Raw genomic sequence first — 25,916 nt, 5'->3', positions numbered from 1 at the left:
GGCCCTGCCGGCGCCCTGGCCGGCGCAGGATCGGGCCGCGCCGGATCGGGCAGGTGCCCGGTTCCGGCAGTTAGCTGTGGAGCACGGCCTTGAACGCCTCGCGGCGCCTGGCCTGTTCGTCGGGGTCCGGAACAGGCAGGGAGGCGATGAGTTTCTTCGTGTAGTCGTGCTGCGGGTTGCCCATCACCTGGTTGCCGAGGCCCTGCTCCACCATCTTGCCCTTGTAGAGCACGCCGACCCAGTGGGCGAGCATGTCCACCACGGCGAGGTCGTGGCTGATGAACAGGCACGCGAAGCCGAACTCCTGCTGGATCTCCTTGAACAGCTCCAGCACGACGGCCTGCACGGACACGTCCAGGGCCGAGGTCGGCTCGTCGGCGATGAGCAGCTTCGGGTTCAGGATGAGCGCCCGCGCCAGGGAGGCGCGCTGGCGCTGCCCGCCGGAGAGTTCGTGCGGGAACCGGTCAGCGTACGACGCCGGCAGCTGCACGGACTCGAGCAGCTCCCCGACCTTCTTGCGTGCCTCGGCCGCGGTCGGGTTGGAGTGGATGATCAGCGGTTCCGCCACGCAATCGCCGATGGTCAGCTGCGGGTTGAACGAGGCCGCCGGGTCTTGGAAAACGAAGCCGATCTCCTTGCGGAGCGGCTTGAAGGTGCGCTCCTTGAAGTTCAGCATCTCGTAGCCCAGCACATTCAGGCTGCCGCCCGTGGTGCGGTTCAGGCCGGCGATCGCCCGGCCGATGGTGGTTTTGCCGGAGCCGGACTCCCCCACGAGGCCGAAGACTTCGCCTTCGGACACGGTGAAGCTGACGCCGTCGACGGCCTTGAACGCCGGGCTGCCGAGCCGCCCCGGGTACTCGATGGTCAGGTTCTTTGCCTCAACCAGCACTTTGCCGCCCTGGTGGGCGCGTTCCACCATGCCTTCCGAGGCGGAGTTGCGGCCCAGGTGCGGGACGGCGGCGAGGAGCTTCTTGGTGTAGTCCTCCCTGGGCTCGGCGAACAGCACCCGTGAGGATGCCTCCTCCACGACGTCGCCCTGGTACATGACCACGACGCGGTCGGCGAGGTCGGCGACGACGCCCATGTTGTGCGTAATCAGCACGATGGAGGTCCCGTAGTTGTCGCGCAGGTCCCGCAGCAGTTCAAGGATCTCGGCCTGCACGGTGACATCCAGGGCGGTCGTGGGCTCGTCGGCCACGATGAGGCCAGGGTTCAGGGCCAGCGCGGCGGCAATCACGACGCGCTGTTTCTGGCCGCCCGAGAACTGGTGTGGATAGTAGTTGACCCGAGTTTCCGGGTCCGGGATGCCAACTTTGCGGAGGGCGTCAATTGCCCGCGCCTTGGCCTCCTTGGCCGAGACCTTGCTGCGGCCGCCGCTGCCGGCGTGTGCGCGGATGCCCTCGGCAATCTGCCACCCCACGGTGAAGACCGGGTTGAGGGCGGTGGATGGCTCCTGGAACACCATGGCCACGTCGCGGCCCCGGATCTCCCGCAGCTTGGCTTCGCTGACGCTGATGACGTTGTTGCCGTTGATCAGGACCGCGCCCTGGCTGATGGCCGTCTCCGGCAGCAATCCCAGGATGGTCTTGGCCGTCACGGTCTTGCCGGATCCCGACTCGCCAACAATGGCGACCACTTCGCCGGGGTTGACCTGGAGGCTCACGTCCTTGACGGCATACACATCCCCGGCGTCGGTGGCGAAGGTGACTTTGAGCCGGTCGATGTCAAGGACCGGGCCTGCGCCTGCGCCGGGCTTGTCGATGTTGGTGGTCATAGAACTCTCGATTCTGCTTCGAGTGCAGCCTGGGTGCCGGCGGTGGAGTCGGGTCCGCCCTTGCCTGCCACAGCCTTCTTGCGGCCCCGCAGGCGGGGATCGTTGAGGTCGTTGATGCTCTCACCGACGAGGGTCAGCCCAAGCACGGTCAGGACGATCGCCGTACCGGGGTAGACACCGGTCCACCAGATGCCCGAGGAGGCATCTGCAATGGCCTTGTTCAGGTCATAGCCCCACTCGGCGGCGGAGGTCGGTTCGATGCCGAACCCCAGGAAGCCGAGGCCCGCCAGGGTCAGGATGGCCTCGGACGCGTTCAGCGTAAAAATCAGCGGCAGCGTGCGGGTTGCGTTCTTGAAGATGTGCCGGCCCATGATGCGGATGCTGGAGGCACCCACCACCTTGGCCGACTCGACGTACGGCTCCGCCTTTAGCCGGATGGTCTCGGCCCGGATGACGCGGAAGTACTGCGGGACGAACACCACCGAGATGGAGATGGAGCAGGCAACAATGCCTCCCCAGAAACTGGACTGCCCGTGGCTGATGACGATTGACATCACGATGGCCAGAAGCAGTGACGGGAAAGCGTAGATCGCATCGGCGATCACCACGAACACCCGGTCCAGCCAGCCGCCGAAGTAGCCGCTGACGAGGCCGAGGGCTACGCCGAGGAAGATCGACATCGCGACGGCCACGATGATCACCACGGCGGCCGTCTGGGCACCCCAGAGCACCCGGGAATAGACGTCATAGCCACCCACCGTGGTGCCCCAGATGTGGGCCGGGCTGGGGGGCTGCTGTGTCGGGAAGGGACCGGCGGCGTCGCTGAGCTGGGCAAACCCGTAGGGCGCGATCCACGGCGCAAACACGGCGACGAGCAGGAAGACGGCGGCCAGCACCATGCCTGTGACGAGCATGCCGCGTTGCAGCCCGACGCTCGAGCGGAAATGCGAGATCACCGGCAGCCGGTAGATGAGGGGCTGCTTGCGCCCGCTTACTTTGGTTGCATTCATGGCTAGTACCTCACTCGCGGGTCGATCAGGGCTGCGACGACGTCCACGATGAAGTTCGTGACGGCAACGATGACCGCCAGCATCACGACGATTCCCTGGACGGCGACGAAGTCGCGGGCGTTCAGGTATTGCACCAGCTGGTAGCCGAGGCCCTTCCACTCGAAGGTGGACTCCGTGAGGACGGCGCCGCCGAGCAGGAGGGCAATCTGGAGCCCCATGACAGTGATGATCGGGATGAGGGCAGGCTTGTAGGCATGCTTGGTCACGAGCCGGTAATTACTGACGCCACGGGACCTGCCGGCCTCGACGTAATCCTTGCCGAGCGTGCCGATGACGTTGGTGCGGACCAGCCGCAGGAAGACCCCTGCCGTCAAGAGCCCCAGGGTGAGTGCGGGGAGGACTGAATGGGCCGCGACATCGCCGAACGCGGCCATGTTGCCGCTGCGCAAGGCATCCAGCCAGTAGATCCCGGTCGGTGCGGCCAGGCTTCCCATGGCCAGCTCGGTCCTGGTGGAGGCCCGTCCTGCGACGGGCAGCCAGCCCAGCCAGACGGAGAAGGCCAGCTTCATCAGCAGGCCGGCGAAGAACACCGGGGTCGCGTAGCAGAGGATGGCGAAGAACCGCAGAAATGCGTCCGGGGCCTTGTCGCGCCGGTAGGCGGCGATCAGGCCGAGCGGGATGCCGACCAACAGCGCCACGATGAGGGCATTGATGGCCAGTTCCAGGGTTGCCGTGCCAAACGTGATGATCATTTCGACCACAGGGCGGCGGTCGGTGATGGTGGTGCCGAAGTTGCCGGTCGCCACCTGGCCAACGTATTCGAGGTACTGCACGAGGATCGGGCGGTCGTAGCCGGCGTCGTGGATGCGCTGCGCGAGCGCCTCCGGCGGAAGCCTGCCGCCCTGGGCTGCGGTGATGGGGTCGCCGATGACCCGCATCAGGAAGAAGACCAAAGTCACCAGAATGAAAATGGTCGGAATGATCAGGAAGAACCGGATCAGGATGTAGGTCCCCAAGCCCCCACCCGAGGATTTTTTCTTGGACGGAAGAAGTCCGTCGGCGTCGTTTAGCGGCGCCTCAGTCAATGTTGTCATTGGTACCTAAGATTGTGCTGTCGCGGCCTTGGGCGGGCCGGCGTGAACTGCAGGATGCGGCAATGACCAGCAAAGGCGGGGCGCCTCGAGGGCGCCCCGCCTCGCAGGCTGGTCAGGACAGCAGGGCTGCAGCCTTACTTGGAAAGAGTTCCCAAACGGAACTTGAAGGAGGCATCGAGGGTGGAATCGACACCCTTGACACCGCTGCCGGAAATGGCAACCTGCGCGCCCTGGAGCAACGGAAGCGTGGAGATGTCCTTGGCGAGGGCATTCTGCGCATCCTTGATCGTGGACTCGCGTTCAGTCTTATCGACGGTGGTGAGCTGCTTGCTGATCAGGTCGTTGACGGTGGGGTTGTTGTAGTGGTTCTTCAGGAAGCCGCCCTCCGGGAAGAACGGGGTCAGGTAGTTGTCGGCGTCACTGAAGTCGGGGAACCAGCCAAACTGGAACAGCGGGTATTCGTCGGCGCGGCTGGCCTTGCTGTAGGTGACCCATTCCGTGGACTGCAGGTTGACCTTGAACAAACCGGACTTCTCCAGCTGGTCCTTGATCATGGCGTACTCATCGCCGGAGGACTTCCCGTAGTGGTCCGGGTTGTACTGAAGGTTCATCGAGACGGGGGTCGTCACACCGGCGTCGGCGAGGACCTTCTTGGCCTTGTCCGGGCTCGGCTTGCCGGCGTCGCCGTAGGCGTCCTTGAACGATTCGTTGGCGCCCAGGAAGCCGTTGGGAACGTTGGAGTACAGCGGCAGGTAGGTGCCCTTGTAGACCTGGTCCGCGATGGACTGGCGGTCAACGAGGTTCGCGATGGCCTGGCGGACGGCGAGCGCCTTGGCCGGATCGGCGTCGGCAGCCTTGGCACCGAACGGCATCGTGTCGAAGTTGAACGTGATGTAGCGGATTTCGCCGCCGGGGCCAACGTTGACCTTGACCTTGGAGTCCTTCTTGAGGTCATCGACGTCGGTGGCGCTCAGGCTGCGGTTCGCGACGTCGATGTTGCCCTGCTGGATGTCCAGCTTCATGTTGGTGGGGTCGGCGTAGTACTTGATCGTGGCGGCGTCGTTGGCCGGCTTGCCGAGGACCCCCTGGTAGTCAGGGAATGCCTTGAAGCTGACCAGCTCGTTCTTCTTGTACGTGTCGATCACGTACTGGCCGTAGAACGCCTTGGCCTTGACGATCGAGTCGTCGTCAAGCAGTTTGTCGGCCGGGAAGACTTCATCGTCTACGATCGGCGCGGCGGGGCTGCTGAGGATCTGAGCGAAGGTCTGGTCGTTCGCCTGCTTCAGCTTGAAGACCACGGTGTTGGCATCGGGGGCGGTGATGCTTTCGATGTTGGTCAGCAGGCTTGCGGGACCGGCGGGATCGTTGATCTTGGTCTGCCGGTCGAAGGAGAACTTGACGTCCTTGGAGTCGAGCGTGTGGCCGTTGGCCCACTTGAGGCCCGGCTTGAGCTTGACCGTGTACTCGTTCGGCGAGGTGAAGGACGCGGACTCTGCCAGGTCGGGCACGGGATCTGCGCTGCCGGGCTTCGAGTTGAGGAGGAAGGAGTAGATCTGGTTCATCACCATGAACGAACCGTTGTCATACGCGCCCGCCGGATCCAAGGCAGTGACCTTGTCCGTGGTGCCGTAGGCGATCGGACCGCTAGCTGCGGCTGATGACCCGCCAGCGCCCCCGGTCGGCCCTGTGCAGGCCGTCAGTGCAAAGGCGGAAACCCCGGCCAGCGCGATGACGCTGTGCCAGGCCTTTTTGTTCATTGCCATCTGTGAACTTTCTGTTCGATGCGTTCTAGCGCAGCCCGAAGTGAAACGACTGACTCGTCGGGCGGCACGCTTTGCTGATTCCTAGATTCAACCAGACGATCATTCGGTGAAACGTTGCATTTTGTGAGTTGAGACACAAAATTTACACGATTCGAAGGTTTCTCTCATTTTCTGCAGGATTCCGCCCGGATCTTCGGCAGGGTCCTGCGCATCCGGGCGCCGTGGACGGCCGGGTAGTCTGACGACGACGGAGGGTACAGACGACGAAGGGCCCCGCCAACTGGCGGGACCCTTCGCTGGAGTCGGTGGGGCGGGCAGCTAGAGCGCGGCCCGCTGCAGCGAGCGCGCGGCATCGATCGTGGCCTGGCCGAGCACGCGGCTGCCCTGGTAGAGCACCACCGTCTGGCCGGGGGCCACGCCGCGCAGCGGCTCGGTGAGCGTGACCACAAGCTCGTCGTCCGCCATATGCGCGCGGGCAGGGACGGGGTCGCCGTGGGCGCGGACCTGGGCGTAGCAGTCAAACTCTTCGCGGCTCGCCACCTCGGCGATGGGCAGCCCCGCCCAGGAGACCTTGATGCCTCGGATTTCGTCGATGGCGAGCAGGGCCTCCGGGCCCACCACCACCTTGTTCTCCTTGGGCCGGATCTCCAGCACGAACCTCGGCTTGCCGTCCGCGGCCGGGGTGCCGAGCTTCAGCCCGCGGCGCTGGCCCACGGTGAAAGCGTTGGCGCCCGGGTGCTCGCCGACCTTGGCGCCGGATTCGTCCACGATGTCCCCCGTGGTCATTTCAATCTTCTCGGCGAGCCAGCCGGCGGTGTCGCCGTCGGGAATGAAACAGATGTCGTGGCTGTCCGGCTTGTTCGCCACGGAGAGGCCGCGGCGCTCCGCCTCCGCGCGGACCTCGGCCTTGGACGGCGTCTCGGCCAGCGGGAACATCGAGTGCTTGAGCTGTTCGTGGGTCAGCACCCCCAGCACATAGCTCTGGTCCTTGGCCCAGTCCGCAGCGCGGTGCAGTTCGGGGTTGCCGTCGGCGTCCGTGATGACCTTCGCGTAGTGGCCGGTGCATACGGCATCGAAGCCCAGGGCGATGGCCTTCTCCAGCAGGGCGGCGAATTTGATCCGCTCGTTGCAGCGCATGCAGGGATTGGGGGTGCGGCCTGCGGCGTACTCATCGATGAAGTCCTGGACGACATCTTCCTTAAACCGTTCGGAAAAGTCCCAGACGTAGTACGGGATCCCGAGGATGTCGCACGCACGCCAGGCGTCGCGGGAGTCCTCGATGGTGCAGCAGCCGCGGCTGCCGGTTCGCAGGGTGCCCGGCATCCGGGACAGCGCGAGGTGGACGCCGACGACGTCGTGCCCCGCCTCGACGGCGCGGGCGGCGGCAACGGCGGAATCGACGCCGCCACTCATGGCTGCAAGAACTCGCATACTGGCTTTCTCTAGGGTTCGGGGGTCACAGGCCCCGGGGCTGCTGTTCGCAGCTGCGGTGCTGCTGGGCTTTTAGTGCTGGGCTACTGCCGGGCTTTCACTGCTGGGTTGAACCGCAGTGCTACTGCTGGCCCCCGGAAATAGCACAATGCCTGCCCCGCCATTCTATCGCCACGCCGAATCCTCCCCAAAAGGCCTTGACGGGACCGCCTCCCCCTTCTAGCGTCAGGACAAGCGGTTTTAGAAAACGGAAGCGCACCGACGCGGGAATCGAGCGGACATGGCTGTCGGGAACATCGTGATCGTGGGCGGCGGGCTGGCCGGCGCCACCGCCGCCAAAACATTGCGGGCGGAGGGCTTCAGCGGTCCGGTGGTGCTGGTGGCCGCCGAGTCCCACCAGCCGTACCTGCGCCCGCCGCTGTCCAAGGAGTACCTGCTGGGCAAGGCCGGCGACGACGCCCTGCCTGTGGTGCCCGAGGACTGGTACGACGCGAACGACGTCGACCTCCGGCTCGGCGTCCAGGTCACGGCGGTGGACCCGGCTGCCCGGGCTGTGGTTCTGGATGACGGGCGGCGGCTGGAGTACGGCTCGCTCCTGCTTGCCACGGGAGCGCGGCCCAGGACCATCCCGCTGCCCGGCAGCGGTCTCGAGGGCGTCAGCACGTTCCGGACGGTCGAGGACAGCCGGCGCCTGCACGCCCGCCTTGCCGGCGGCGGTTTGCACGTGGTCATGGTCGGGTCCGGCTGGATCGGGATGGAACTGGCCGCTGCCGCCAGCACCTTTGGAAACACCGTCACCCTGATGGGGCTGGAGGACGTGCCGCTGGGCGCGGCGATTGGCCCGGACCTGGGCGGTTTCTTCCGCGGGCTGCACGAGGCCCACGGGGTACGGTTCAGGCTTCCGGCGTCCGCTGCCGAGATTCAGGGGTGGTTTGGTCGGGCGACGGCAGTGGTCACCGACTCGGGCGAAGTCCTGCCCGCCGACCTCGTGGTCATCGCCGTCGGCGTTGTGCCGGAGGTCGGGTTGGCCGAGGCGGCCGGGCTCGGGATCCGCAACGGCATCCTCACCGACGCGTCGCTGCGGACCTCGGCGCCCGGGATCTTCGCCGCAGGCGACGTCGCCAACGCCCTGCACCCGTTCACCGGGGAACACCACCGCAGCGAGCACTGGTCCAATGCCCTGAATGGCGGCAAGGTGGCAGCCAAGGCGATGCTCGGCCTCGACGCCACGCTGGAGACCATCCCGTACTTCTACACGGACCAGTACGACGTCAGCATGGAGTACTCGGGCTTCCCGACGCTCGTTGCCGGCCCGCCGGTCATCCGCGGCTCGCTTGCGGACAAGGAGTTCATTGCCTTCTGGCAGCGCGAGGGCCAGGTGATCGCCGGAATGAATGTCAACTGGCCCCGCGCCGCCAAGCCGCAGAAGGCGATCAAGGCGCTCATCAACGCCCGCACCGCCGTGAGCCCGGACCTGCTTGCCGACTCCTCGGTACCCCTGGATCAGCTCCTGGATTAGCTCCTGGATCAGCTCCTGCCGGAAGCCTGACGGGCGGCCTCGCGCGCGACCGTTCCGGCGGTCTGGATGCTGGACTCATGCCCGGCCATGCCGGCCTGGCGGCCCCGCGCGTAGGCGCCCGGCAACGCCGCGAGCAGGGCATCGACGTCGGCGTCGGTTGAGGAATGCCCGAGCGTAAATCGCTGCGCCCCCCTCGCCGTGTCCTCGTCCAGGCCCATCGCCAGCAGCACATGGGAGGGCCTCGGAACACCGGCGGTGCAGGCGGAGCCAGTGGAGGATTCGACGCCGGCGAGGTCCAGCAGGAACAGCAGCGAGTCCCCTTCGCAGCCGGGGAACGTGAAATGCGCATTGCCCGGCAACCGCCCGGGGCCCGGGGCGCCCCGCAGGACGGCTTCGGGGACGGCCGCACGGACCCCCTCAATCAGCCGGTCCCGAAGGGCCGCGATCCTGGCGGCTTCCTCGGGGAGTTTCGCGGCAACGGCCTCGGCGGCCGCGGCAAACGCGGCGATCGAGGCGGTGTCCAGCGTCCCGGAGCGGACGTCGCGTTCCTGCCCGCCGCCGTGCTGCACCGGGGTCAGCTTCACCGCCCGGCCCAGGATCAGCGCGCCCACGCCGACCGGTCCGCCGATCTTGTGCCCGGAGACGGACATGGCGTCCAGGCCCGTCCCGCGGAAGTCAACGGGCAGGGAGCCGAAGGCCTGGACGGCGTCGGAGTGGACGGGTACGCCGGCGGCGTGTGCCAGTTCCACAACCCGGGCGACGGGCTGGATGGTGCCGACCTCGTTGTTGGCCCACATGACGCTCACCAGTGCGATCGAGCCCGGATCCCGGGACAGCTCGGCTTCGAGCACGGCCAGGTCCACGACGCCCGCCTCATCCACGGGGAGCCAGCACACGTCAGCGCCTTCATGCCGTTCGAGCCATTCGACGGTGTCCAGCACCGCGTGGTGTTCGACGGCGGAACAGAGGATGCGGGTCCGCGCCGGGTCCTCGGCACGGCGGGCCCAGTACAGGCCCTTGACCGCCAGGTTGTCCGCCTCGGTCCCGCCGGAGGTGAAGATGACCTCCGAGGGATGGGCGCCGGCGGCCGCCGCGAGTACTTCCCGCGCGTCCTCCACGGAGCGCCGGGCACGGCGGCCCGATCCATGCAGCGAGGACGGGTTGCCGGTCCGGGCCAGTTCGCGCGTCAGCGCGGCCAGCGCTTCCGGGGCGAGGGTGGTGGTGGCGGCGTGATCGAGGTAGACAGGCACAGCCCAATTCTACCTGCGCGCGCCCGGGCTGCCGCGGTGCCAGGGCGAAGGCACAGTCTCAGGGCAGAGGCACAGTGTCAGGGCGAAGGCACCGGCCGGAGGCACAGTGAAGGGCACAGTGAAGCACCCGGGGCTGGTGTACATTCAAGCGGTGAAAGCGCCACTCTGCCTTGTGCTGGCCACCTTGTTCTGGTCCGGCAATTTCGTCGTCGGACAGACCGCCAGAGCCTCAATGACACCGCTGGACCTGACCTTCTGGCGCTGGAGCCTGGCCGCCGTGCCGCTGCTGATCCTGGCCCACCTCATTGAACGGCCCGACTGGGGCGCGGTGCTGCGCCGCTGGCCCGTGCTTCTGCTGCTGAGTGTCCTGGGCATGAGCGGCTACACACTGCTGCTCTACGGCGCGCTCGGATTCACGTCCGCGATGAACGCCTCGCTGGTGACGGCCGCAAACCCGGCCCTCATTGTGGTCATGGCGATCGTCCTGCTCGGTGAGAAGACCACACGGCTGGGCTGGCTCGGCATCTGCCTTGGCCTGCTGGGTGTGCTGCTGGTCCTGACCCAGGGCGAGCTGGCCCGCGTGGTCAGCCTCGCCATCAACACCGGTGAGCTCATGATGATTGGCGCGATCATCGTCTGGGGCTTCTACACCATCGTTGCCCGCCGGCTGGATGTGCCGCCCGTCGCGGCCACAGCGGTGCAGGTGGTGATCGCAACCGTGACTCTGGCGCCGTTTGCTCTCGCCATGAACGTGCGGTTTCCCGATACCGCGGCCGAAGGCTGGTCGATGGCGTATATCGCCCTGTTCCCGTCCCTTGGTTCCTATCTCCTCTGGAACCTGGCGCTGAAAACCACCCCGTCCGGGACCGCCGGAAACTACCTCAACCTGATGGTGGTCTTCACCGCGATCATCACCGTGCTGTTCGGGACCCCGCTCACCCTCGTGCAGATCGCAGGCGGCCTCCTGGTGATCGCCGGCGTGCTGCTGACCGGAATCAAGGGCCAGGCCCGCAACGCCGGCCACCCCGCCGGCAGGGCCCAAGCCGGGCCGCCCGCCGCCGCTGCAGGCGGGCAGGCTCACGCAGGCAGTCCGGTCACGATGGAAGAATACGGGCACAGCACTGCCCGGGCCGCGCGCCGCCCTGCTCCCTGAGATCTTCGATGGCGAGGGCTTCGATCCGGCCCGGTTCGATCCCCAGGGCCATTGAGGCCCCGCCGAGAAAGGCTCCGTTCATGGCACACACCACGTCTGCGTGCCCGGCGGCGAGGCGATGGAACGGGCAGTTCAGCAGCACCAGTCCCCCGCCGCCGTCGTCCGCCGGGCAATAGCCCTGCCCCGCCAGGAAGTCCTCGAACGGGCCGGCGCCATCGGGGCTGCCGGCGGAGTCCGCAGGCTCCGCCCCGGTGGCCCCCGCCGGCTCGCGGCCGGCTGCGCGGGCTGCCGACTCACCCGCCGACTGCCCCCTCGCGCGGGCAGCCCGAAGCAGGGCCTCCCGCGGCGAACCGCCGCCGCTGGTTGCGTCCTCGATCGCGGACACCAGCAGCTCGGCGGCGAGATCATAGTGGCGATCGGGCACCGAGGCCGCGACCTCATCCACGGCGGCCCGGTACAGCTTGGCGGGCCGGCCGGACCCCGGGCCCTCCCGCCCTCCGAGCTTGCGGAACTCCACAGCCAGCAGCCCGTCTTTCACGAGCCGGTCCAGATGGAACGAGGCAGTGCTCCGCGCCAGGCCCACGGCCTGCGCGGCATCGTCCCGGCCAACGGCATCTGCCGCTGAGGCGACGAAGTCAAACAGCCTCCTGCGGCTCTCGTCTCCCAGCGACGCGACCGCCGCCAGCCTCTGGTTCCACGGAAGCTTGGTCATGACACAAGAATATCTCTAAAAACAAGAATCATTGCTTAATTGCTGCGGGGCCCTCTAAAATCGAGATATCTATTTTTAGAAGGAGCAATGCCATGAAAGTTTCCCCAGCCCTCGCCAATCCCGCACAGCAGCTCACGGCGGACCGTCAGGCCTTCCTGCTGCTGCGGACCGTCTTTACGGTTGCGCCGATCCTGTTCGGCCTGGACAAGTTCACGAACCTCTTGACCGACTGGACGATGTACCTGGCGCCCGTGGTGACCCAAGTGGTCCCGCTGCCGGCCCAGACGATCATGTACATCGTTGGCGTGGTGGAAATCGTCGCCGGCGTGGCGGTGGCGCTGCGCCCGCGCTTCGGATCGGTGATCGTGGCCGCCTGGCTGCTGGGCATCATCATCAACCTGATCGTCCTCGGCGGCTTCTACGATGTCGCTCTGCGTGACTTCGGGCTGCTCGTGGGTGCCCTGGCGCTGAACAGGCTGTCCCCGCGCAAGGCCGTGCCGGCCGCGACGCCAGGCAGCTAGGCCAGACGGCGGGTCCCGGCAACTGGTCCCGGCAGCTGGGCGAAGACGCCGGGCCACGCCACTACGCCAGGACGCAGACGGCCCGCGGAACGACCTCAATGGTCATCGGGAGCGCCCCGATCCGCTCGCCGTCGACGTAAGCCACGATATTGCCGGCAGACAGTTCCACGGTGCGGACCCGGCGAAGCTGCACGGCGGGGTGGCCCACGTGCTTGCCGGCAAAGACCTTGGGAAACACGGCCAGCAGCCGGGTCCGGGACAGCCGGTTGACAATGAAGAGGTCCAGGTAGCCGTCATCAAGGGCGGCTCCCGGGACGATCCTCATCCCGCCGCCGATCGACTGGCCGTTGGCGACGGAAATCAGCATGGCGCCCTGCTGCCACTTCTCGCCGTCGGCAGTCACCGTGTAATCGATGGCCCGGAACGACGCCAGTTCCCGCAGCATGGCGAGCTGGTAGCGGATCTTGCCGCGCGGCCAGCGCCAGTCATTGGCCCGCTCATTGACTGCGGCATCGAACCCGGCCGAGACCACGCCCGCAAACAAGCGGGAGGATCCTCCGGCGGTGATCCTGCCGGCGTCAATCATCCGGCCGCCGCCGGCCAAAGACTCCAGGGCCCGTTCACAGGCCGCCGGGAGGTCGTGCAGCGGCAGGCCCAGCGAACGGGCCGTGTCGTTGCCCGTCCCGGCGGGAATGATGCCCAGTGGAACCCGCCGGCGGGCACCGGCACCTGCTCCGGCACCTTCACCTGCTATCGCGTTAAGCCCGAGGTGGACCATGCCGTCGCCGCCCACCACCACGAGGGCATCCACGCCCGACTCCAGCGCAGCCTCAACTGCCTGCGCGAGCCCGGCATAACTGTCCGCGCACAGCAGCAGGACCTCCGCCCCGGCTGCACGGAAGTACGCCGCCGCGTCCTTGCCGGCGTGCCGCGCCCGGCCAAAGGATGCGCGCGGGTTGACGGCGACGGCGATCAGCATGCGCTGAATTATGCCAGCCGCCGGGAACCATCCCTGTGCACGCAGTCGTTATTCCTCCAGCCGGTTAAACTGGGCACGCCGGACGCCCACGAACGGTCCGGCATTCCCACCGCCGGCACCATCAACGAAAAGGATCTCTGTTTGACGCAGGGCAGCAGCTCGCATTACCAGGTCCTCGGGATCCCCGTGACGGCGACGGAGAAGGACATCAAAGTCGCGTACCGCAAGGCCGCCCGGACCGCCCACCCGGACCATGGCGGCGACCCTGCAGCGTTTCGGCGCGTCACGCTCGCGTACGAGACCCTCATCGACACCAAGCGCCGCGCGGACTACGACCGCTCCTACGGCAGCGCATCCGGCGGCGCGTATTCGTCTCCCGCCGGCGATGAGGGCGCCCACTTCGACGCGCCCGCCGCGGGCAGCCGGGCCTCCGCCAACGTGCGCCGGCCGAACACGCCGCGGAATACGGCCGCAGATCCACCCGTCTATGTTCCACCGTTCGAGCAGTTTGACGGCGGGTCGGCGGTGCCGCTGATTCCCGCCAGCGTGGCCCGGCAGCAGGTCCACGGCATGCCCCGCAAACGCGGCATCTTCGGCGCCGAAGCCCGGATCCAACGCGAGATGCGCACCGTGCAGCTCATCAGCAGGCAGATCCTGACCACCATCCCGGCGGCGCGCCTTGTCAACGGGCTGCAGTCCCCGGCGGACAACAGCCACATCGACCACGCGGTCCTTGCCGGGTACCGTCTCGCGATCGTCGGATCCATGCTGCTGCCGCCGGGTGCCTATGCATGGAACGGCAGCACGTTGACCCACGGCGGACGCTCCGTCGCCCCGCCCCAGCTGGGCCACATCGTGCGCCGGATGCAGGACATATTCCCCGAGCTCAATGTCACCGGCTGGATTGTCGTCCACAGCACGGACGGCAATCTGCATCAACCGGTCATCGACCGGCACCGCCGCGCCCCCGGCGGCCAGGGAAGCGGGTACGGGGAAGGCTCGGGCCTTGTCGAGGTGGTCAACGCCGCGGGCCTGGCCCGCGGCCTGAAGTTGTTCCTCGGCTCGGGACCGGCGCCCAACACCGTCAACGTTCCCGTGCTGGCCCGCCTGCTGCGCGGAATGCACTAGATTCCGCCCAGGCGCTCCCCTGCGCCCAGGGGAAGGGAAGGCCCGAGGCGCGTTCGACGCCGGCGGCTCGCTAGGATGGGACGGTGTTCCGCATCCTCTTCCACACCCCAGAAATCCCCGGCAATACGGGAAACGCCATCAGGCTGGCTGCCATTACGGGGGCCGAACTGCATCTGGTGGAGCCCCTGGGCTTTGACTTCTCCGACGCCAAACTCCGGCGGGCGGGCCTTGATTACCACGACCTCGCCGTCGTGACCGTCCACCCGGACATCGACGCGGCGTGGGCCGCTCTCGAGCCGGAACGGGTATTTGCCTTCACCTCCGACGGCGAGACCACGTACACAGACATCCGCTACCGTGCCGGCGACGTCCTCTTGTTTGGTCCTGAATCCGTAGGCCTGCCCGAGGAAGTCAAACACAGTCCCCGGGTGACGTCCCGGGTGCGCCTGCCGATGCTCCCAGCCCTCCGGTCACTGAACCTGGCCAACGCGGCATCCATCGCCGTCTACGAGGCGTGGCGCCAGAACGGGTTTGCAGGGGCCAAGTTGTAGCGGTCCGCCGCGAAGGCCCGCCAGGACGTGCGGCGGCCCCCTGGGCGGCCCGCGGGAAAGAATTCCCGCGCAGCACGCCCATCCAGATGCCGGGGCGCACCGAATCACTTCTGAAGGCGGACACCAATCCGCCCACTCACATTGTGTCTACCGGGCCTAGTGCGGAGAAACGGAAGGGAGCGAGGAGCGGCAGGTGAGAACAGTACATCTGGACAGATCCTCTGCCCGCGTGGCAGGGGACGGCCCCTCGACGCATGCCGCACCGATTGGCCCGCGTTGGGCTGCAAGCGCCCTATGCTTGGGAGTGATGGAAACTCCGAATGCCCCGAACCCCGAGGCCGCCGCACCGGCGGACACCTCAGCCGACATCAACGGCCGGCTCAGCAGCCTGCTGGCACTGATTGCCCAGGGCGACCAGACGGCGTTCGCGGAATTTTACAGCCTCACCTCCAGGCGCGTCTTCGGCATGGCACGCCGGGTCCTGATCGATACCGAACTCAGTGAGGACACCACCCAGGAAGTCTTCCTGCAGGTCTGGCAGAACGCCGCCAAATTCAATCCCGCCGCCGGCAGTCCGCTCGCTTGGCTCATGACGATCTCGCACCGACGCGCCGTTGACAAGGTCCGGTCCTCGCAGTCCGCCACCGACCGCGAAGCCAGATACGGTGCCAGCAGCCAGGAGATCGACCACGATTCCGTCTCGGACGAAGTCGGCAGCCGGCTCGAGGCCGAGGCCGTGGTCCGGTGCATGGAGACGCTGACCGATACGCAGCAGGAGTCCGTCCGGCTGGCGTACTACGGCGGCCTCACCTACCGGGAAGTGGCCGAGCGGCTGAATGCCGCGGTACCTACCATCAAGTCCCGCATCCGCGATGGACTCATCCGACTGAAGACCTGCTTGGGGGTGAGCTGAATTGACCGATATGAACGCACATGAGAACAACAACCGCCTCCCCGGCGGCTTCACCGCCGAGATCGCCACCGACCTGTCGTCCGGCCGCGTGGTGGACCTTGCCGAGGTCTATGCCCTCAACGCCGTGGACGACGCCGAACGCGCCGCAATCGAGCAGTTCCTCGCCTCCGCACCGGCAGCAGACAGGGCTGCCTTCAACGAGCGGGTCCGGCAGGCCCGGGAGACCCTGGCCACCAGCTTCACCGCAGAGGAAGAGCCTCCGCCCGGGCTGCTGGACCGGATCATGTCATCCTTGCCTGCGCAGACAGCAGAGCAGGCCGCAGCGCAGTCCCCCGCCGCAGTGCCGCTTCCCGGCACGGCTCCGCAAGCGACGCCGGTGCTGCCGCATCCGGTACGTGACGGCTCCGCGCTGCCCGCCATCGACGAACTCGGCGCGGCCCGCCAGCGCAGGGAAGAGCGCCGCCGCCCGCAGGGCATGCGGAACTGGCTTATCGGCGTCGCCGCAGCAGCCGTGATCGCCCTGGGCGGTGTGGGCGTCGGAGCCTACGTGGCCAACCAGAACGATCCCCTGAATCAGGTGATGCAGGCCAGCGACGTCCGCCAGGCTACTGTCGACGTCAACGGCGGCGGCACCGCCACCGTGTCGATTTCCCCGTCCAAGGATGCCGCCGTCGTCAAAATGAACGGCGTCCCGGCCCCGCCCGTGGGCAAGGTCTACCAGATGTGGCTGATCCCCAAGGACGGCTCGGCCCCGGTCTCGCAGGGCCTCATGGACGCTGAAGCCCTGTCCAAGCCCGCGGTGGTCAAGGGCATCGGTTCCGCGGCCGCGCTGGGCATCACCGTGGAGCCCGAAGGCGGATCCGCGTCGCCTACCCTGCCGACCGTCGCCGCCGCACCGCTGGACGCCTAGCCACCCGCAGGAGACAGCAAGCCACCCGCACACACAAAGCCGCCCGGGCCTTGGCTCCTTCCGTAGAAGGACTCAAGGCCCGGGCGGCTTTGTGTTGTGGCCGGCGGACGTCCTGTCCGGCCGCTGTCCTGCCCGGCTAAATGACCAGCGAGAGCAGCATGACCAGGCCGAAGCTCACCACGGAGATCAGGGTTTCCATGACGGACCAGGTCTTGAAGGTCTGGCCCACAGTGAGTCCGAACAGCTCCTTGACGAGCCAGAACCCGGCGTCGTTCACGTGCGAGAAGAACAGCGAGCCCGCGCCGATCGCGAGGGCCAGGAGGGCGGCGTGCGTCGGCGACAGCGAGCTGGCCAGCGGTGCCACGATGCCGGCGGCCGTCACGGTGGCGACGGTGGCTGAGCCTGTCGCCAGGCGCAGGGCAACGGCCACGATGAAGCCGAGCACAAGCACGGACATGTTGGTCCCCTCGGCCCAGGCCTTCACCGAGTCACCCACACCGGCACCAATCAGCGTCTGCTTGAAGCCGCCGCCTGCGCCGACAATCAGGATGATCCCCGCGATCGGGCCCAGGCTGGCAGCGATCTTGCTCGTAATCTTGGCGCCGTTGAGGCCCACGGCGTAGCCGAAGGTCACCATGGCCAGCAGGACGGCCAGGGTCATCGCCACCAGCGGCTGCCCGACGAAGTCGAAGAACATCCGGATCGCGGGGGCCGTCTTGGGGTCCGGCCAGATGATGTCCACAACGGCCCTGAGCAGCATGAGGACCACCGGGAAGATGATGGTCAACAGCGTGACAGTGAAGTTCGGCGGGCGCTTGACGCCCTCCATGTCCGCGCCGTGCACGGTATCGACGCCGCCGGCGACGGCGGGGGCACCCACCGGGACCCACCGGGCCGCCAGGCGGGAGAAGAGCGGGCCGCAGATAATCACCGTGGGGACGGCGATGAGGATGCCGAGGGCCAGTGTGGTGCCCAGTTCAGCCTTGACGGCGCTGATCGCGATCAGCGGTCCCGGGTGCGGCGGCACCAACCCGTGCAGCACGGACAGGCCGGCCAGCGCCGGGATGGCGATGCGCATCAGGGGCATCTTGGAGCGCTGCGTGACCAGGACGATCACCGGCAGCAGCAGGACGAGCCCGATCTCGAAGAACATCGGCAGGCCGATGATCACGGCTACGAGCGTGATGGACCAGACCAGCTTGTTTCCGGTGGCCTTTGCCAGGAGGGTGTCGACCACCCGGTTCGCGCCGCCGGAGTCCGCGAGCAGCTTGCCCAGCATCGCGCCGAGGGCGACCAGCAGACCGACTTCCTTCAGGACGCCGCCCACGCCGTCCTCGAAGTTGATGATCACCTTGGCCGGTTCCACACCGGCAGCGAGGCCGACGAATCCTGACCCCAGAATCAGGGCCAGGAAGGGGTGGAACTTGAATTTGGCGATCAGGACCACGAGCAGGGCGATGCCCAGACCCGCGATGATCAGTAGTTGGGTATTGACGCCGGTCCCGGCCTCAACGGCAGCCGGAAGCTGCATTGCTATCAGTGATTTCACAAAAATTCCTTGGTCGCGGCGAAACGCGGGAAGGCTCAGGGCCTGGCGTCGGCGGCGTCGAGATTAAGTCGGGTGATGATTTCCTGTGCTTCTTCCGCCGGCGTTGCGGAGACGGACAGGGAGATGAAGTTTTCGTCTGCCGTGGGGGCTTCGAGCGCGTCGAACTGGGACTCCAGCAGGGCCGGGGGCATGAAGTGCCCGTGGCGGGAGGCCAGCCGGTCGGAGATCTTGTCCCGTGATCCCTCGAGGAACACGAAAACCACCCCTTCGCCGCGCAGAACGTCCCGGTAGCGCTTCTTCAGCGCCGAACAGGTCACGACGCCGGGATTCCCGGCGCCGGTGTGGTCCCGGATCCAGTCGGCAATGCTTTCGAGCCAGGGCCACCGGTCCTCGTCGGTCAGCGGCTGTCCTGCGTGCATCTTTGCCACGTTTGATTCGGGGTGCAGGTCGTCGCCCTCGGCCAAGTCCCAGCCCAGCCTGCCGGCCAGAAGTCCCGCGACAGTTGATTTGCCGGATCCGGAGACGCCCATGATCACAAGAACGGGGTGTTGCGCAGTCTTCGCCATCAAAGTCTGCCTTCCATCAAATAAATATGATTTAAACAGAGGCCAGCATATGGCAGAGGTTGTGCTGCAGCAACACTAGAAACCGGCGATAGTCCCCTGGCCGTTGACTGTTACGACATGGAAGGCCTCGGCGCTGCGCCCGGCGGGAAGTCCGGCCCGGGCCCCGGTGCCGAGCATGAGGCCGCGGACCGTGCGGTCCATGGCGTCGACGTCGGGGTGCTGGCTGACGTGGATGTGGATGGCGGCCAGCTTGCTCTCCACATGCCCGGTGACGTCCACGAAGTGGTTTTCGCGCTCTTCCGGCCCGGCGAAGAGCCACAGCCAGGGCAATTTGTAGGCCTCCAGCCCGGACTCGGCCAGTTCCGGGTACGCGAACGGGTTTTCCAGCGCGGGGTACACGGCGCGGGTCACCGCCTCCCCCACGGCGAGATGATCCGGATGGCTCTTCTGGATCCGGTTCCAGTTGCGTTCCGGATGCATGGAGAGCACGACGTCGGGCCGGAGCTGCCGGATCAGGCGCACCACCTCGCGCATTACCTCATGCGAGGGTTCGAGGTAGCCGTCACGCTGGTGCAGGTAATGGATGTCCGTGACGCCGACCAGGGCGGCGGCGCGCTGCTGCTCCGCAACGCGCAGCCGCACAATTTCCTCGCGCTGCTCCGGATCAAAGCCGCCGGCGTCGCCGTCGGTCATGATGCAATAGCTGACCTGGACTCCGGCGGCGGTCCAGGCTGCAACCGTGCCGGCTGCGCCGAAATCGATGTCATCCGGGTGGGCCGTGAAACAAAGCACCCGCTCAATCCGGGTGGTCTCCGGGTCGAACGGGCTTTGTGCCGGGACGGCGGTGGTGCTCATGCGGTCAGCCTCTGCGCTTCTTGATTTCGGCGGTGGCCTGCGGCAGGACCTGGAAGAGGTCGCCCACAATGCCGAAGTCCGCGATCTCGAAAACCGGCGATTCGGCGTCCTTGTTCACGGCCACGATCACCTTCGCGGTCTGCATGCCTGCCTTCTGCTGGATGGCTCCGGAAATGCCCGCGGAGATGTAGAGCTGCGGTGCGACGGTCTTGCCGGTCTGGCCGATCTGCGCGTCGTGGCCGATCCAGCCGGCGTCCGTGGCCGCCCGCGAGGCTCCGATGGCTGCGCCGAGGGCGTCGGCGAGTTCCTCCAGCGGACCAAAGTTGCCGTCCACGCCACGGCCGCCGGCCACGACGATCCGCGCCTCGGACAGATCGGGGCGTCCGCTGGCAGGCTTGTCGGTGCGCGCCGTAACCCGTGCGGCAGCCGCGGTCACGTCAGGAACCTGGACAGTGATGCTCTCCGGCGCCGTGCCGGTGACCGCGGGCTCGGGCGTGATGCTGTTGGGCTTCACGGTCAGCACGGAAACGGGTGTCACCGCCTTCGCGGCGCTGGTGTAGGACCCGGCCAGGACCGACTTGTGCGCCGTTCCGTCGGGATCCACGGCCACGACGTCGGTGATGACGCCGGCGCCGAGCCTGATGCCGAGCCGGGCGGCGATTTCCTTGCCCTCGGCCGAGTTCTCGGCCAGGACCACGCCCGCACCGGCGGCGGCGGCGGCCGCGGCCAGGAATGCCGCCTTGGGTCCGACGAGGTAGTCGTCGAGGTCCGTGGCGGACGGGCGGTACAGTGCCTGGGCGCCGTACGCGGCCAGGGTCGAGGCGGCGTCGTCGTGCAGTTCGCCGTTGACGGCGGCGACGGTCTCGCCCAGGGACCGGGCGATGGTGAGCAGTTCCAGGCTCGACTTCTTCAGCGCCGCACCGGGGTTGTCGATGAAAACGAGTACTTTTGCCATGTTCGGATAATCCCCTTTAGAGCAGCTTCTGGGCGGCCAGGAACTCGACCAGCTGGATGCCGGCGTCGCCTTCGTCGGTAATGATGGTGCCGGCCGTCCGCGGCGGGCGGGCCTCTGCGGTCTCGACGGCGGTCCAGGAACCGGCCTGGCCCACCTGGGCGGCGTCCACGCCGATGTCGGCAAGGCTCAAGGTGGTGATGGTTTTCTTCTTCGCCGCCATGATGCCCTTGAAGTTCGGGTACCGCGGATCATTGATCTGGTCGGTGACGGAAACGACGGCCGGGAGTGTGGCCTCGATGGTGTCCGCGTGGGTGTCGCCGTCGCGGCGGGCGGTGAGCTTGCCGGCGTCGAGCTCGAGGGACGCGGCGAAGGTTACCTGCGGGAGGCCCAGCCGCTCAGCGAGCTGTGCCGGGACCAGCGAGGTCTCGCCGTCCGTGGAGGCCATTCCGGTGAGGATGAGGTCCGCGGGGACATCCGCGCCCAGGTGGCGGATCGCGGCGGCCAGCGCCAGCGACGTGGCCGCGGCATCCGAACCGGCCAGGGCCTCATCGCTGAGGTGCACGCCTTCCGTGGCGCCGATCTGGAGGGACTTCTTCACCGCATTGACTGCCCCGGCCGGGCCCATGCTCAGCGCAATGACCTTGTTGCCGGCCGCTTCTCCGCCGCGGGCCTCGGTCAGCTGCAGCGCAGCTTCCAGGGCGTATTCATCCAGTTCGGACAGGATGCTTTCGGAGCGGTCCACCGTGTTGGCCTCACCTGTGAGGTGGCGGTCGAACTGCGCATCCGGGACGTGCTTGACCAGCACAATGATTTTCAGAGTTTCTTCCACTGTGTCTACAGCAGCCTTCCATGCGGGTGGACAGCCGCCCCTGACGGGGTCATGGCCACGGAATGCCCGGCAGCCGGGCTGTTCCTAGCTAACCATATAGCCGCCGGGCAGCGCGGCCAGGGTTAAGGTCTGTGTCAGTGAACTGGCCCGGGACGGCAAAGGCCGGGCCGCACCTTTTCGGTGCCGCCCGGCCTGTTTGCTGCTGCCTTGATTTACAGCTGCGCTGTTTGCTTCCGCCCAGCTCTACTGCTCGGCTGCAGCGCCGAGCGTCACGTCGACGTCCTTGAGCTGGCCACCGCGCAGCACCGTCACCTTGACCGTGGCCCCGGCGGCCTGTTCCCGCACCGCCGCGGTGAGCTGGTTGGGATCGCTGATGGTCAGGTTCTGGAACTTCGTCACGACGTCGCCGACCTTGATGCCGGCCTTGTCTGCGGCCGAGCCGGACTCGACGGTCGCGACCTCCGCGCCCACCGAGAACCCGGAGGAGGACGAGCCTGCGGCCTTGGGCTTCACGCTGACCCCGAACTGCCCGTGGGTGGCTTTGCCGGCGCTGATGATCTCCTGGGCCACGCGCTTGGCGTTGTTGATGGGGATGCTGAAGCCCACGCCGATGTTGCCGCTGCTGCTTCCGCTGGCCGCGTCGCCGCCGGCGGAGGCGATCGCGACGTTGACGCCAATGATTTCGCCCTTGGTGTTCACCAGCGCGCCGCCGGAGTTACCCGGGTTGATGGCCGCGTCCGTCTGGATTACGTTGATCGAGATGGATCCCTGATCCGCGGTGCTCGGAGTCTCGCCGCCGCCGGGGGGCGCGAACTGGAAGCCCTGGTCACCGCCCTGGGAGTTGTCCGCACCGCCCTTCGGCGCAGCCGAGGATGCCACGCTGATGGTCCGGTTCAGGGTTGAGACGATGCCGTCCGTGACTGTGCCGGTAAGTCCCAGCGGCGATCCAATGGCGACGGCGGTGTCACCGACGTTCAGCTTGCCCGAGTCACCGAGAGTTGCCGGGACCAGTCCCGAGGGGTTGTCGATCTTGATCACGGCGAGGTCGGAAAGCGGGTCGGTACCGACGATCTTCGCGGAGTAGACCTTGCCGTCGCTCGTCCGGACCTCCATGGTGGCGTTCGCGGCCTTGCCGTCGAGCGTCACCACGTGGGTATTGGTCAGCACATGGCCCTGGGTGTCGAGGATGATCCCGCTGCCGGTGCCGCCGTCGCTGCCGCTGGTCGCTTTGATGGTCACCACACTGGGGGAAGCCTTGAGGGCGGCGGCGCTGATGGCGTTGACGTCTTCCCTGTTGTTGACGATCACCGGACCGGCCTGGCTCGTGTTGCTCGCGGCGGACGGGGAAAGGCGATCGCCCAGCAGGGCGTTGCTGCCGGCCACCACGCCGCCGCCGATCAGGCCGGCGGCCACGATGCTGGCCACGAGGGTGGGGACGCCGAATGCCGCCTTGCGTTTGGGGGCGTGCGCCGGGTCGTTCGCAAAGCCGGGGCCGGAAGGGTAGGACGGACCCGGCTGCGGCTGGCCGCCGTAAGGGTTGGCGCCGTAGTGGGCCTGGCCGTACTGGGTTTGCGGCGACTGCCCGTACGGGGTTTGCTGGGACTGGCCGTAGGGCGGGTGGCCGGGCTGGGCGGGCTGGCCCTGGCCGGACTGGGAGAACCCGCCGTACGGGCCGGTTTGCTGGGCCGGGGCGCCGATCTGCTGGGTATCCGCGGCGGAGGGCTGTTGCTGCTGGTACACCGGACGCGGCGCGCCGTCCTCGGCGCGGTCCAGCCGGAGGGTCGGGTTCTCGGGCGCCGGGCTTCCGACTACTGAGTTTTCGGACGTCGTGCTTTCGGATGCCGGACTTCCCGGTGCCGCCTCAGGCGCGCGGCCGGCATGCGGCTGCTCCGGCGAGCCCTCCCGCACTCCCGCCGGTTCCTGGTTCTGTTGTGTCGGCTCCGGTGACACACCCGGCACTGGGTTCTCAGTCATGAGACTTCCTTTCGTCCTCGTCTGCCTATAACTATGAACGCTCAGGCTGACACTAGAGCGGACATTTGCTGGGAGGTTCCTGAACGGACAGTTTGCGGCCTGCGGGCCCGTGTTTCCCAGTTTAAGCCCGTTTCGCTGGTGGCATATTCCCCTAGGTGGACTGCCTTTTGGGTGCACCATAGAATCAAATGGAAATGCCACAGCGACCTGCGGCTTTACATCTGCGTGGGGGCGCTGCTGCTTTCTGTGACGGCTGGTTCGACCGAACCGGTCCCAGAAGTGCTGAAGGGTTGCACATGCGGTCTAAGTTGAATCGTTTCCTCGCCGTCCTTGGCGTCGCTGGATTGCTGGCGCTCCCCGCCGCTCCGGCCCTCGCCGAAGATCCGGTGGCCATTCCGTCCGGGCAGAACATCGTGGACAGTGCGAACGTGCTCGGCAGCCGCAAGGCCGAAGTCCAGGACGCCATCCAGAAGCTCCTCAAGGACCACAAGTACAACCTCTACGTCATCACGGCAAAGACGTTCGAGAATCCGGCCGAACCCAAGGCGTGGGCCCAGGCCGTCGCGACCAACAAGGGCATGGGCAAGGCCGACGTCATCCTGACCATGTCCGACGACGGCAAGTACTACTTCTCCCCCAGCTCGGCCAGCGCCATCTATCCCAAGACGTCCACCATCGTCCAGAACGCCATCGTGCCGAACCTGGCCGGCGGAAAGCGCGACTTCGCCCAGGCAGCCATTGACACGGCCGCTGCGGTGGGCGACGCGGCGGGCGGCGGCAGCGGAACGGTGCCGTCCGGCGCCGGAGCGGGCAGCGCCGTCCTCGTGGGAGTCGGCGTCGTGGCTGTGGGCGGTGCGGGAACGTATCTGTACCTGCGCAGCCGCCGGAAGAAGGCCCTGCAAAGTTCGGGGGCGTCAGCCGGGGCCCAGGGCGGGCAGCCGGACCCGCTGGCGGGGCTCAGCGTGGCCGAGCTGCGCCGGAAGAGCGATTCGCTGCTGATCGAGGCCGATGACGCCATCAAGTCCAGCGAGCAGGAGCTGGGATTCGCCCAGGCCCAATACGGGGACGCCGCGGTGGGCAATTTCACCAAGGCTCTGCAGGAGGCCAAGGGCCACATGACGGAATCGTTCAAGCTGCAGCAGCAGCTTGACGACCACATCCCCGACACCGAGGAGCAGCAACGGAGCTGGCTCGTTGAAATCATCGGCCGCTCCGAAGCCGCGCTGGCATCGCTGCAGGAACAGAAAGCCGATTTCGATTCCCTCCGGGAGCTGGAAAAGAACGCCCCGCAGGCCCTCGCCGCCGTCGGCGCCGGCGCCGCGGACGCCCAGGCAAAGCTTGCCGCCGCCGAACAGTCACTGACCGATCTGCGGGCCAAGTACGCCGAGAGCGCCCTGGTCCAGGTCGCGGACAACATCAAACAGGCCAAGGAACGTCTCGACTTCGTGCAGAATGCCTCCACGGCGGCGCAGGAAAAGCTCGCCGCGGGTGAAAGCAGCCTCGCCGCGGTCGCCGTCCGCGCCGCCGAGGAGAGCCTGCACCAGACGAACGTGCTGATCGGCGCCATCACCAAGGTGGCCGGCAGCCTCGACGGGGCACGCAACAGCCTCGAAGCCGCCGTCGTCGATACCGCGCAGGACCTGGCCCAGGCGAAGGCGATGATCCAGTCCGGCGCCCATCCGGAACTTGCCGGCCCCGTGGCTGCGGCGGAAGCCGCGCTCGCCCAGGTCAAAACGGAAATCCAGGGCGGCAAGATTGATCCGATCGCGACGCTGGAACGGGTCGTCACGGCCCACCAGGCACTCGACCAGTCCCTGGCCGGAATCCGCGACCAGCAGGACCAGGCGCGCCGGGCCCAGGCCTCACTGCAGCAGAGCATCATGTCGGCCCAGGCCCAGATCAGCGCGACGTCGGACTACATCACCGCCCGCCGCGGCGGCGTAGGCACCGACGCGCGCACACGCCTGGCGGAAGCCCAGCGGAACCTGGACTATGCGCTCTCCATTTCCCGCACCGACCCCGTCACGGCCTTGCAGTACGCACAGCAGGCCTACGCGCTGGCGGCACAGGCCGCGCAGCTGGCCCAGTCCGACGTCGACCAATTCGGCGGCTACGCCAACCAGGGCCAAGGCTACGGTCGGGGCGGCATGTTCGGCGGCAGCGGCGGGGGCGGCCTCGGCGGCGCGATCCTCGGCGGAATCCTCATCAACTCGATCCTCCACGGCGGAGGCGGCGGAGGCTGGGGCGGCGGCGGAGGCGGCTGGGGCGGCGGAGGCGGCGATGACTCCGGCGGCGGCTGGGGCGGCGGCGACTTTGGCGGCGGCGGAGACTTCGGTGGCGGGGACTCCGGAAGTTTCTAGCCTGTTCGCCACCCCCGCAGGGGACACAGTGGGAAAGCAGTAGCAGGAAACTCGACAGACCACGCGCCGGCCGCAAGGGCCCGGACAGCGGATAGATGCGATACATCATCGATCACTGGA

22 protein-coding genes are annotated in these 25,916 nt (G+C 67.3%); 8 read left to right on the top strand and 14 right to left on the bottom strand.

The genetic code is table 11. The features are described from left to right. Positions 1–70 precede the first annotated feature (70 nt). The 5 genes from AC1DN2_RS00285 to mnmA all read right to left on the bottom strand — a co-directional run bounded on the left by AC1DN2_RS00285 (position 71) and on the right by mnmA (position 7,072). Positions 71–1,774 (bottom strand): ABC transporter ATP-binding protein, encoded by a 1,704-nt coding sequence (locus tag AC1DN2_RS00285; protein WP_028275997.1) that lies wholly within the window; start codon positions 1,772–1,774, stop codon positions 71–73. After that, the gene (locus tag AC1DN2_RS00280) at positions 1,771–2,784 is read right to left on the bottom strand and encodes an ABC transporter permease (RefSeq protein ID WP_476848779.1); all 1,014 of its coding nucleotides are present in this window, start codon (positions 2,782–2,784) and stop codon (positions 1,771–1,773) included. Before AC1DN2_RS00280 ends, AC1DN2_RS00285 begins: the two co-directional genes overlap by 4 nt. Before the next feature lie 2 nt (positions 2,785–2,786). Next, the gene (locus AC1DN2_RS00275) at positions 2,787–3,878 is read right to left on the bottom strand and encodes an ABC transporter permease (protein WP_028275995.1); all 1,092 of its coding nucleotides are present in this window, start codon (positions 3,876–3,878) and stop codon (positions 2,787–2,789) included. A gap of 134 nt (positions 3,879–4,012) precedes the next feature. Beyond that, entirely contained in the window at positions 4,013–5,641 is a 1,629-nt protein-coding gene (locus AC1DN2_RS00270; RefSeq protein ID WP_476848778.1) for an ABC transporter substrate-binding protein, read from the bottom strand. Between the two features lie 318 nt (positions 5,642–5,959). Beyond that, on the bottom strand, positions 5,960–7,072 hold the full coding sequence (gene mnmA / locus AC1DN2_RS00265) for a tRNA 2-thiouridine(34) synthase MnmA (RefSeq protein WP_476848777.1): 1,113 nt from the start codon (positions 7,070–7,072) through the stop codon (positions 5,960–5,962). A gap of 280 nt (positions 7,073–7,352) precedes the next feature. Here mnmA and AC1DN2_RS00260 point away from each other — a divergent pair, with 280 nt between their 5' ends. Further along, positions 7,353–8,591: an NAD(P)/FAD-dependent oxidoreductase gene (locus AC1DN2_RS00260; protein WP_476848776.1), complete on the top strand. Its 1,239-nt coding sequence runs from the start codon at positions 7,353–7,355 to the stop codon at positions 8,589–8,591. A gap of 8 nt (positions 8,592–8,599) precedes the next feature. Here AC1DN2_RS00260 and AC1DN2_RS00255 read toward each other — a convergent pair whose 3' ends face one another. Then, on the bottom strand, positions 8,600–9,841 hold the full coding sequence (locus AC1DN2_RS00255; protein ID WP_230009524.1) for a cysteine desulfurase family protein: 1,242 nt from the start codon (positions 9,839–9,841) through the stop codon (positions 8,600–8,602). A 151-nt stretch (positions 9,842–9,992) separates the two neighbouring features. Between AC1DN2_RS00255 and AC1DN2_RS00250 the strand changes: the two genes are divergently transcribed. After that, entirely contained in the window at positions 9,993–10,994 is a 1,002-nt protein-coding gene (locus AC1DN2_RS00250; protein ID WP_476848775.1) for a DMT family transporter, read from the top strand. Here the strand turns inward: AC1DN2_RS00250 and AC1DN2_RS00245 are convergent. Then, positions 10,936–11,706: a helix-turn-helix transcriptional regulator gene (locus AC1DN2_RS00245; RefSeq protein WP_476848774.1), complete on the bottom strand. Its 771-nt coding sequence runs from the start codon at positions 11,704–11,706 to the stop codon at positions 10,936–10,938. The genes AC1DN2_RS00250 and AC1DN2_RS00245 overlap by 59 nt on opposite strands. Positions 11,707–11,798: 92 nt before the next feature. Between AC1DN2_RS00245 and AC1DN2_RS00240 the strand changes: the two genes are divergently transcribed. Further along, positions 11,799–12,227 (top strand): hypothetical protein, encoded by a 429-nt coding sequence (locus tag AC1DN2_RS00240; protein WP_476848773.1) that lies wholly within the window; start codon positions 11,799–11,801, stop codon positions 12,225–12,227. Positions 12,228–12,288: 61 nt separating this feature from the next. Here the strand turns inward: AC1DN2_RS00240 and AC1DN2_RS00235 are convergent, their stop codons facing one another. Next, complete coding sequence (locus AC1DN2_RS00235; RefSeq protein ID WP_476848772.1) at positions 12,289–13,206, bottom strand: diacylglycerol/lipid kinase family protein; 918 nt, start codon at positions 13,204–13,206, stop codon at positions 12,289–12,291. Positions 13,207–13,347: 141 nt separating this feature from the next. Here AC1DN2_RS00235 and AC1DN2_RS00230 point away from each other — a divergent pair, with 141 nt between their 5' ends. The 4 genes from AC1DN2_RS00230 (at position 13,348) to AC1DN2_RS00215 (ending at position 16,708) form a co-directional block, all read left to right on the top strand. Further along, positions 13,348–14,334 (top strand): J domain-containing protein, encoded by a 987-nt coding sequence (locus tag AC1DN2_RS00230; RefSeq protein ID WP_476848771.1) that lies wholly within the window; start codon positions 13,348–13,350, stop codon positions 14,332–14,334. An 83-nt stretch (positions 14,335–14,417) separates the two neighbouring features. Continuing rightward, a complete protein-coding gene (locus AC1DN2_RS00225) occupies positions 14,418–14,885 on the top strand; it encodes a tRNA (cytidine(34)-2'-O)-methyltransferase (protein ID WP_026538402.1) in 468 nt (155 codons plus the stop codon). A gap of 307 nt (positions 14,886–15,192) precedes the next feature. Then, positions 15,193–15,798: an ECF RNA polymerase sigma factor SigK gene (gene sigK, locus AC1DN2_RS00220; RefSeq protein ID WP_223913940.1), complete on the top strand. Its 606-nt coding sequence runs from the start codon at positions 15,193–15,195 to the stop codon at positions 15,796–15,798. A 10-nt stretch (positions 15,799–15,808) separates the two neighbouring features. Then, the gene (locus AC1DN2_RS00215; RefSeq protein ID WP_476848770.1) at positions 15,809–16,708 is read left to right on the top strand and encodes an anti-sigma factor; all 900 of its coding nucleotides are present in this window, start codon (positions 15,809–15,811) and stop codon (positions 16,706–16,708) included. Positions 16,709–16,844: 136 nt separating this feature from the next. On the opposite strand, the gene AC1DN2_RS00210 is transcribed toward AC1DN2_RS00215, so the two are convergent. The 6 genes from AC1DN2_RS00210 to AC1DN2_RS00185 all read right to left on the bottom strand — a co-directional run bounded on the left by AC1DN2_RS00210 (position 16,845) and on the right by AC1DN2_RS00185 (position 23,436). Beyond that, the gene (locus AC1DN2_RS00210; protein WP_223913985.1) at positions 16,845–18,239 is read right to left on the bottom strand and encodes a GntT/GntP/DsdX family permease; all 1,395 of its coding nucleotides are present in this window, start codon (positions 18,237–18,239) and stop codon (positions 16,845–16,847) included. Positions 18,240–18,292: 53 nt separating this feature from the next. Continuing rightward, positions 18,293–18,823, bottom strand: coding sequence for a gluconokinase (locus AC1DN2_RS00205; protein WP_476848769.1), 531 nt, complete (start codon positions 18,821–18,823; stop codon positions 18,293–18,295). Positions 18,824–18,898: 75 nt separating this feature from the next. Beyond that, positions 18,899–19,678, bottom strand: coding sequence for a PIG-L deacetylase family protein (locus tag AC1DN2_RS00200; protein ID WP_476848768.1), 780 nt, complete (start codon positions 19,676–19,678; stop codon positions 18,899–18,901). A 4-nt stretch (positions 19,679–19,682) separates the two neighbouring features. Next, on the bottom strand, positions 19,683–20,633 hold the full coding sequence (locus AC1DN2_RS00195) for an electron transfer flavoprotein subunit alpha/FixB family protein (RefSeq protein WP_223913937.1): 951 nt from the start codon (positions 20,631–20,633) through the stop codon (positions 19,683–19,685). 16 nt (positions 20,634–20,649) lie between these two features. Beyond that, the gene (locus tag AC1DN2_RS00190) at positions 20,650–21,450 is read right to left on the bottom strand and encodes an electron transfer flavoprotein subunit beta/FixA family protein (protein WP_230008547.1); all 801 of its coding nucleotides are present in this window, start codon (positions 21,448–21,450) and stop codon (positions 20,650–20,652) included. A 255-nt stretch (positions 21,451–21,705) separates the two neighbouring features. Further along, positions 21,706–23,436 carry a S1C family serine protease gene (locus AC1DN2_RS00185; RefSeq protein WP_476848767.1) on the bottom strand — a complete coding sequence of 577 codons (1,731 nt, stop codon included), beginning with the start codon at positions 23,434–23,436 and terminating at the stop codon, positions 21,706–21,708. Positions 23,437–23,732: 296 nt separating this feature from the next. On the opposite strand from AC1DN2_RS00185, the gene AC1DN2_RS00180 reads away from it, so the two are divergent. After that, positions 23,733–25,796 carry a TPM domain-containing protein gene (locus AC1DN2_RS00180; protein ID WP_476848766.1) on the top strand — a complete coding sequence of 688 codons (2,064 nt, stop codon included), beginning with the start codon at positions 23,733–23,735 and terminating at the stop codon, positions 25,794–25,796. Positions 25,797–25,916: the final 120 nt, after the last annotated feature.

It is taken from the genome of Arthrobacter sp. 01L42, assembly GCF_056400005.1.
The sequence above is the reverse complement of the archived record's forward strand: the minus strand, read 5'-3'. Positions and strand labels throughout refer to the sequence as shown.

What these genes read in the sequence shown, in the direction of transcription:
- AC1DN2_RS00285 (WP_028275997.1), bottom strand. Translation starts at nt 1,774, where the DNA reads ATGACCACCAACATCGACAAGCCCGGCGCAGGCGCAGGCCCGGTCCTT.
- AC1DN2_RS00280 (WP_476848779.1), bottom strand. Translation starts at nt 2,784, where the DNA reads ATGAATGCAACCAAAGTAAGCGGGCGCAAGCAGCCCCTCATCTACCGG.
- AC1DN2_RS00275 (WP_028275995.1), bottom strand. Translation starts at nt 3,878, where the DNA reads ATGACAACATTGACTGAGGCGCCGCTAAACGACGCCGACGGACTTCTT.
- AC1DN2_RS00270 (WP_476848778.1), bottom strand. Translation starts at nt 5,641, where the DNA reads ATGGCAATGAACAAAAAGGCCTGGCACAGCGTCATCGCGCTGGCCGGG.
- mnmA (WP_476848777.1), bottom strand. Translation starts at nt 7,072, where the DNA reads ATGCGAGTTCTTGCAGCCATGAGTGGCGGCGTCGATTCCGCCGTTGCC.
- AC1DN2_RS00260 (WP_476848776.1), top strand. Translation starts at nt 7,353, where the DNA reads ATGGCTGTCGGGAACATCGTGATCGTGGGCGGCGGGCTGGCCGGCGCC.
- AC1DN2_RS00245 (WP_476848774.1), bottom strand. Translation starts at nt 11,706, where the DNA reads ATGACCAAGCTTCCGTGGAACCAGAGGCTGGCGGCGGTCGCGTCGCTG.
- AC1DN2_RS00240 (WP_476848773.1), top strand. Translation starts at nt 11,799, where the DNA reads ATGAAAGTTTCCCCAGCCCTCGCCAATCCCGCACAGCAGCTCACGGCG.
- AC1DN2_RS00235 (WP_476848772.1), bottom strand. Translation starts at nt 13,206, where the DNA reads ATGCTGATCGCCGTCGCCGTCAACCCGCGCGCATCCTTTGGCCGGGCG.
- sigK (WP_223913940.1), top strand. Translation starts at nt 15,193, where the DNA reads ATGGAAACTCCGAATGCCCCGAACCCCGAGGCCGCCGCACCGGCGGAC.
- AC1DN2_RS00215 (WP_476848770.1), top strand. Translation starts at nt 15,809, where the DNA reads ATGAACGCACATGAGAACAACAACCGCCTCCCCGGCGGCTTCACCGCC.
- AC1DN2_RS00210 (WP_223913985.1), bottom strand. Translation starts at nt 18,239, where the DNA reads ATGCAGCTTCCGGCTGCCGTTGAGGCCGGGACCGGCGTCAATACCCAA.
- AC1DN2_RS00205 (WP_476848769.1), bottom strand. Translation starts at nt 18,823, where the DNA reads ATGGCGAAGACTGCGCAACACCCCGTTCTTGTGATCATGGGCGTCTCC.
- AC1DN2_RS00200 (WP_476848768.1), bottom strand. Translation starts at nt 19,678, where the DNA reads ATGAGCACCACCGCCGTCCCGGCACAAAGCCCGTTCGACCCGGAGACC.
- AC1DN2_RS00195 (WP_223913937.1), bottom strand. Translation starts at nt 20,633, where the DNA reads ATGGCAAAAGTACTCGTTTTCATCGACAACCCCGGTGCGGCGCTGAAG.
- AC1DN2_RS00185 (WP_476848767.1), bottom strand. Translation starts at nt 23,436, where the DNA reads ATGACTGAGAACCCAGTGCCGGGTGTGTCACCGGAGCCGACACAACAG.
- AC1DN2_RS00180 (WP_476848766.1), top strand. Translation starts at nt 23,733, where the DNA reads ATGCGGTCTAAGTTGAATCGTTTCCTCGCCGTCCTTGGCGTCGCTGGA.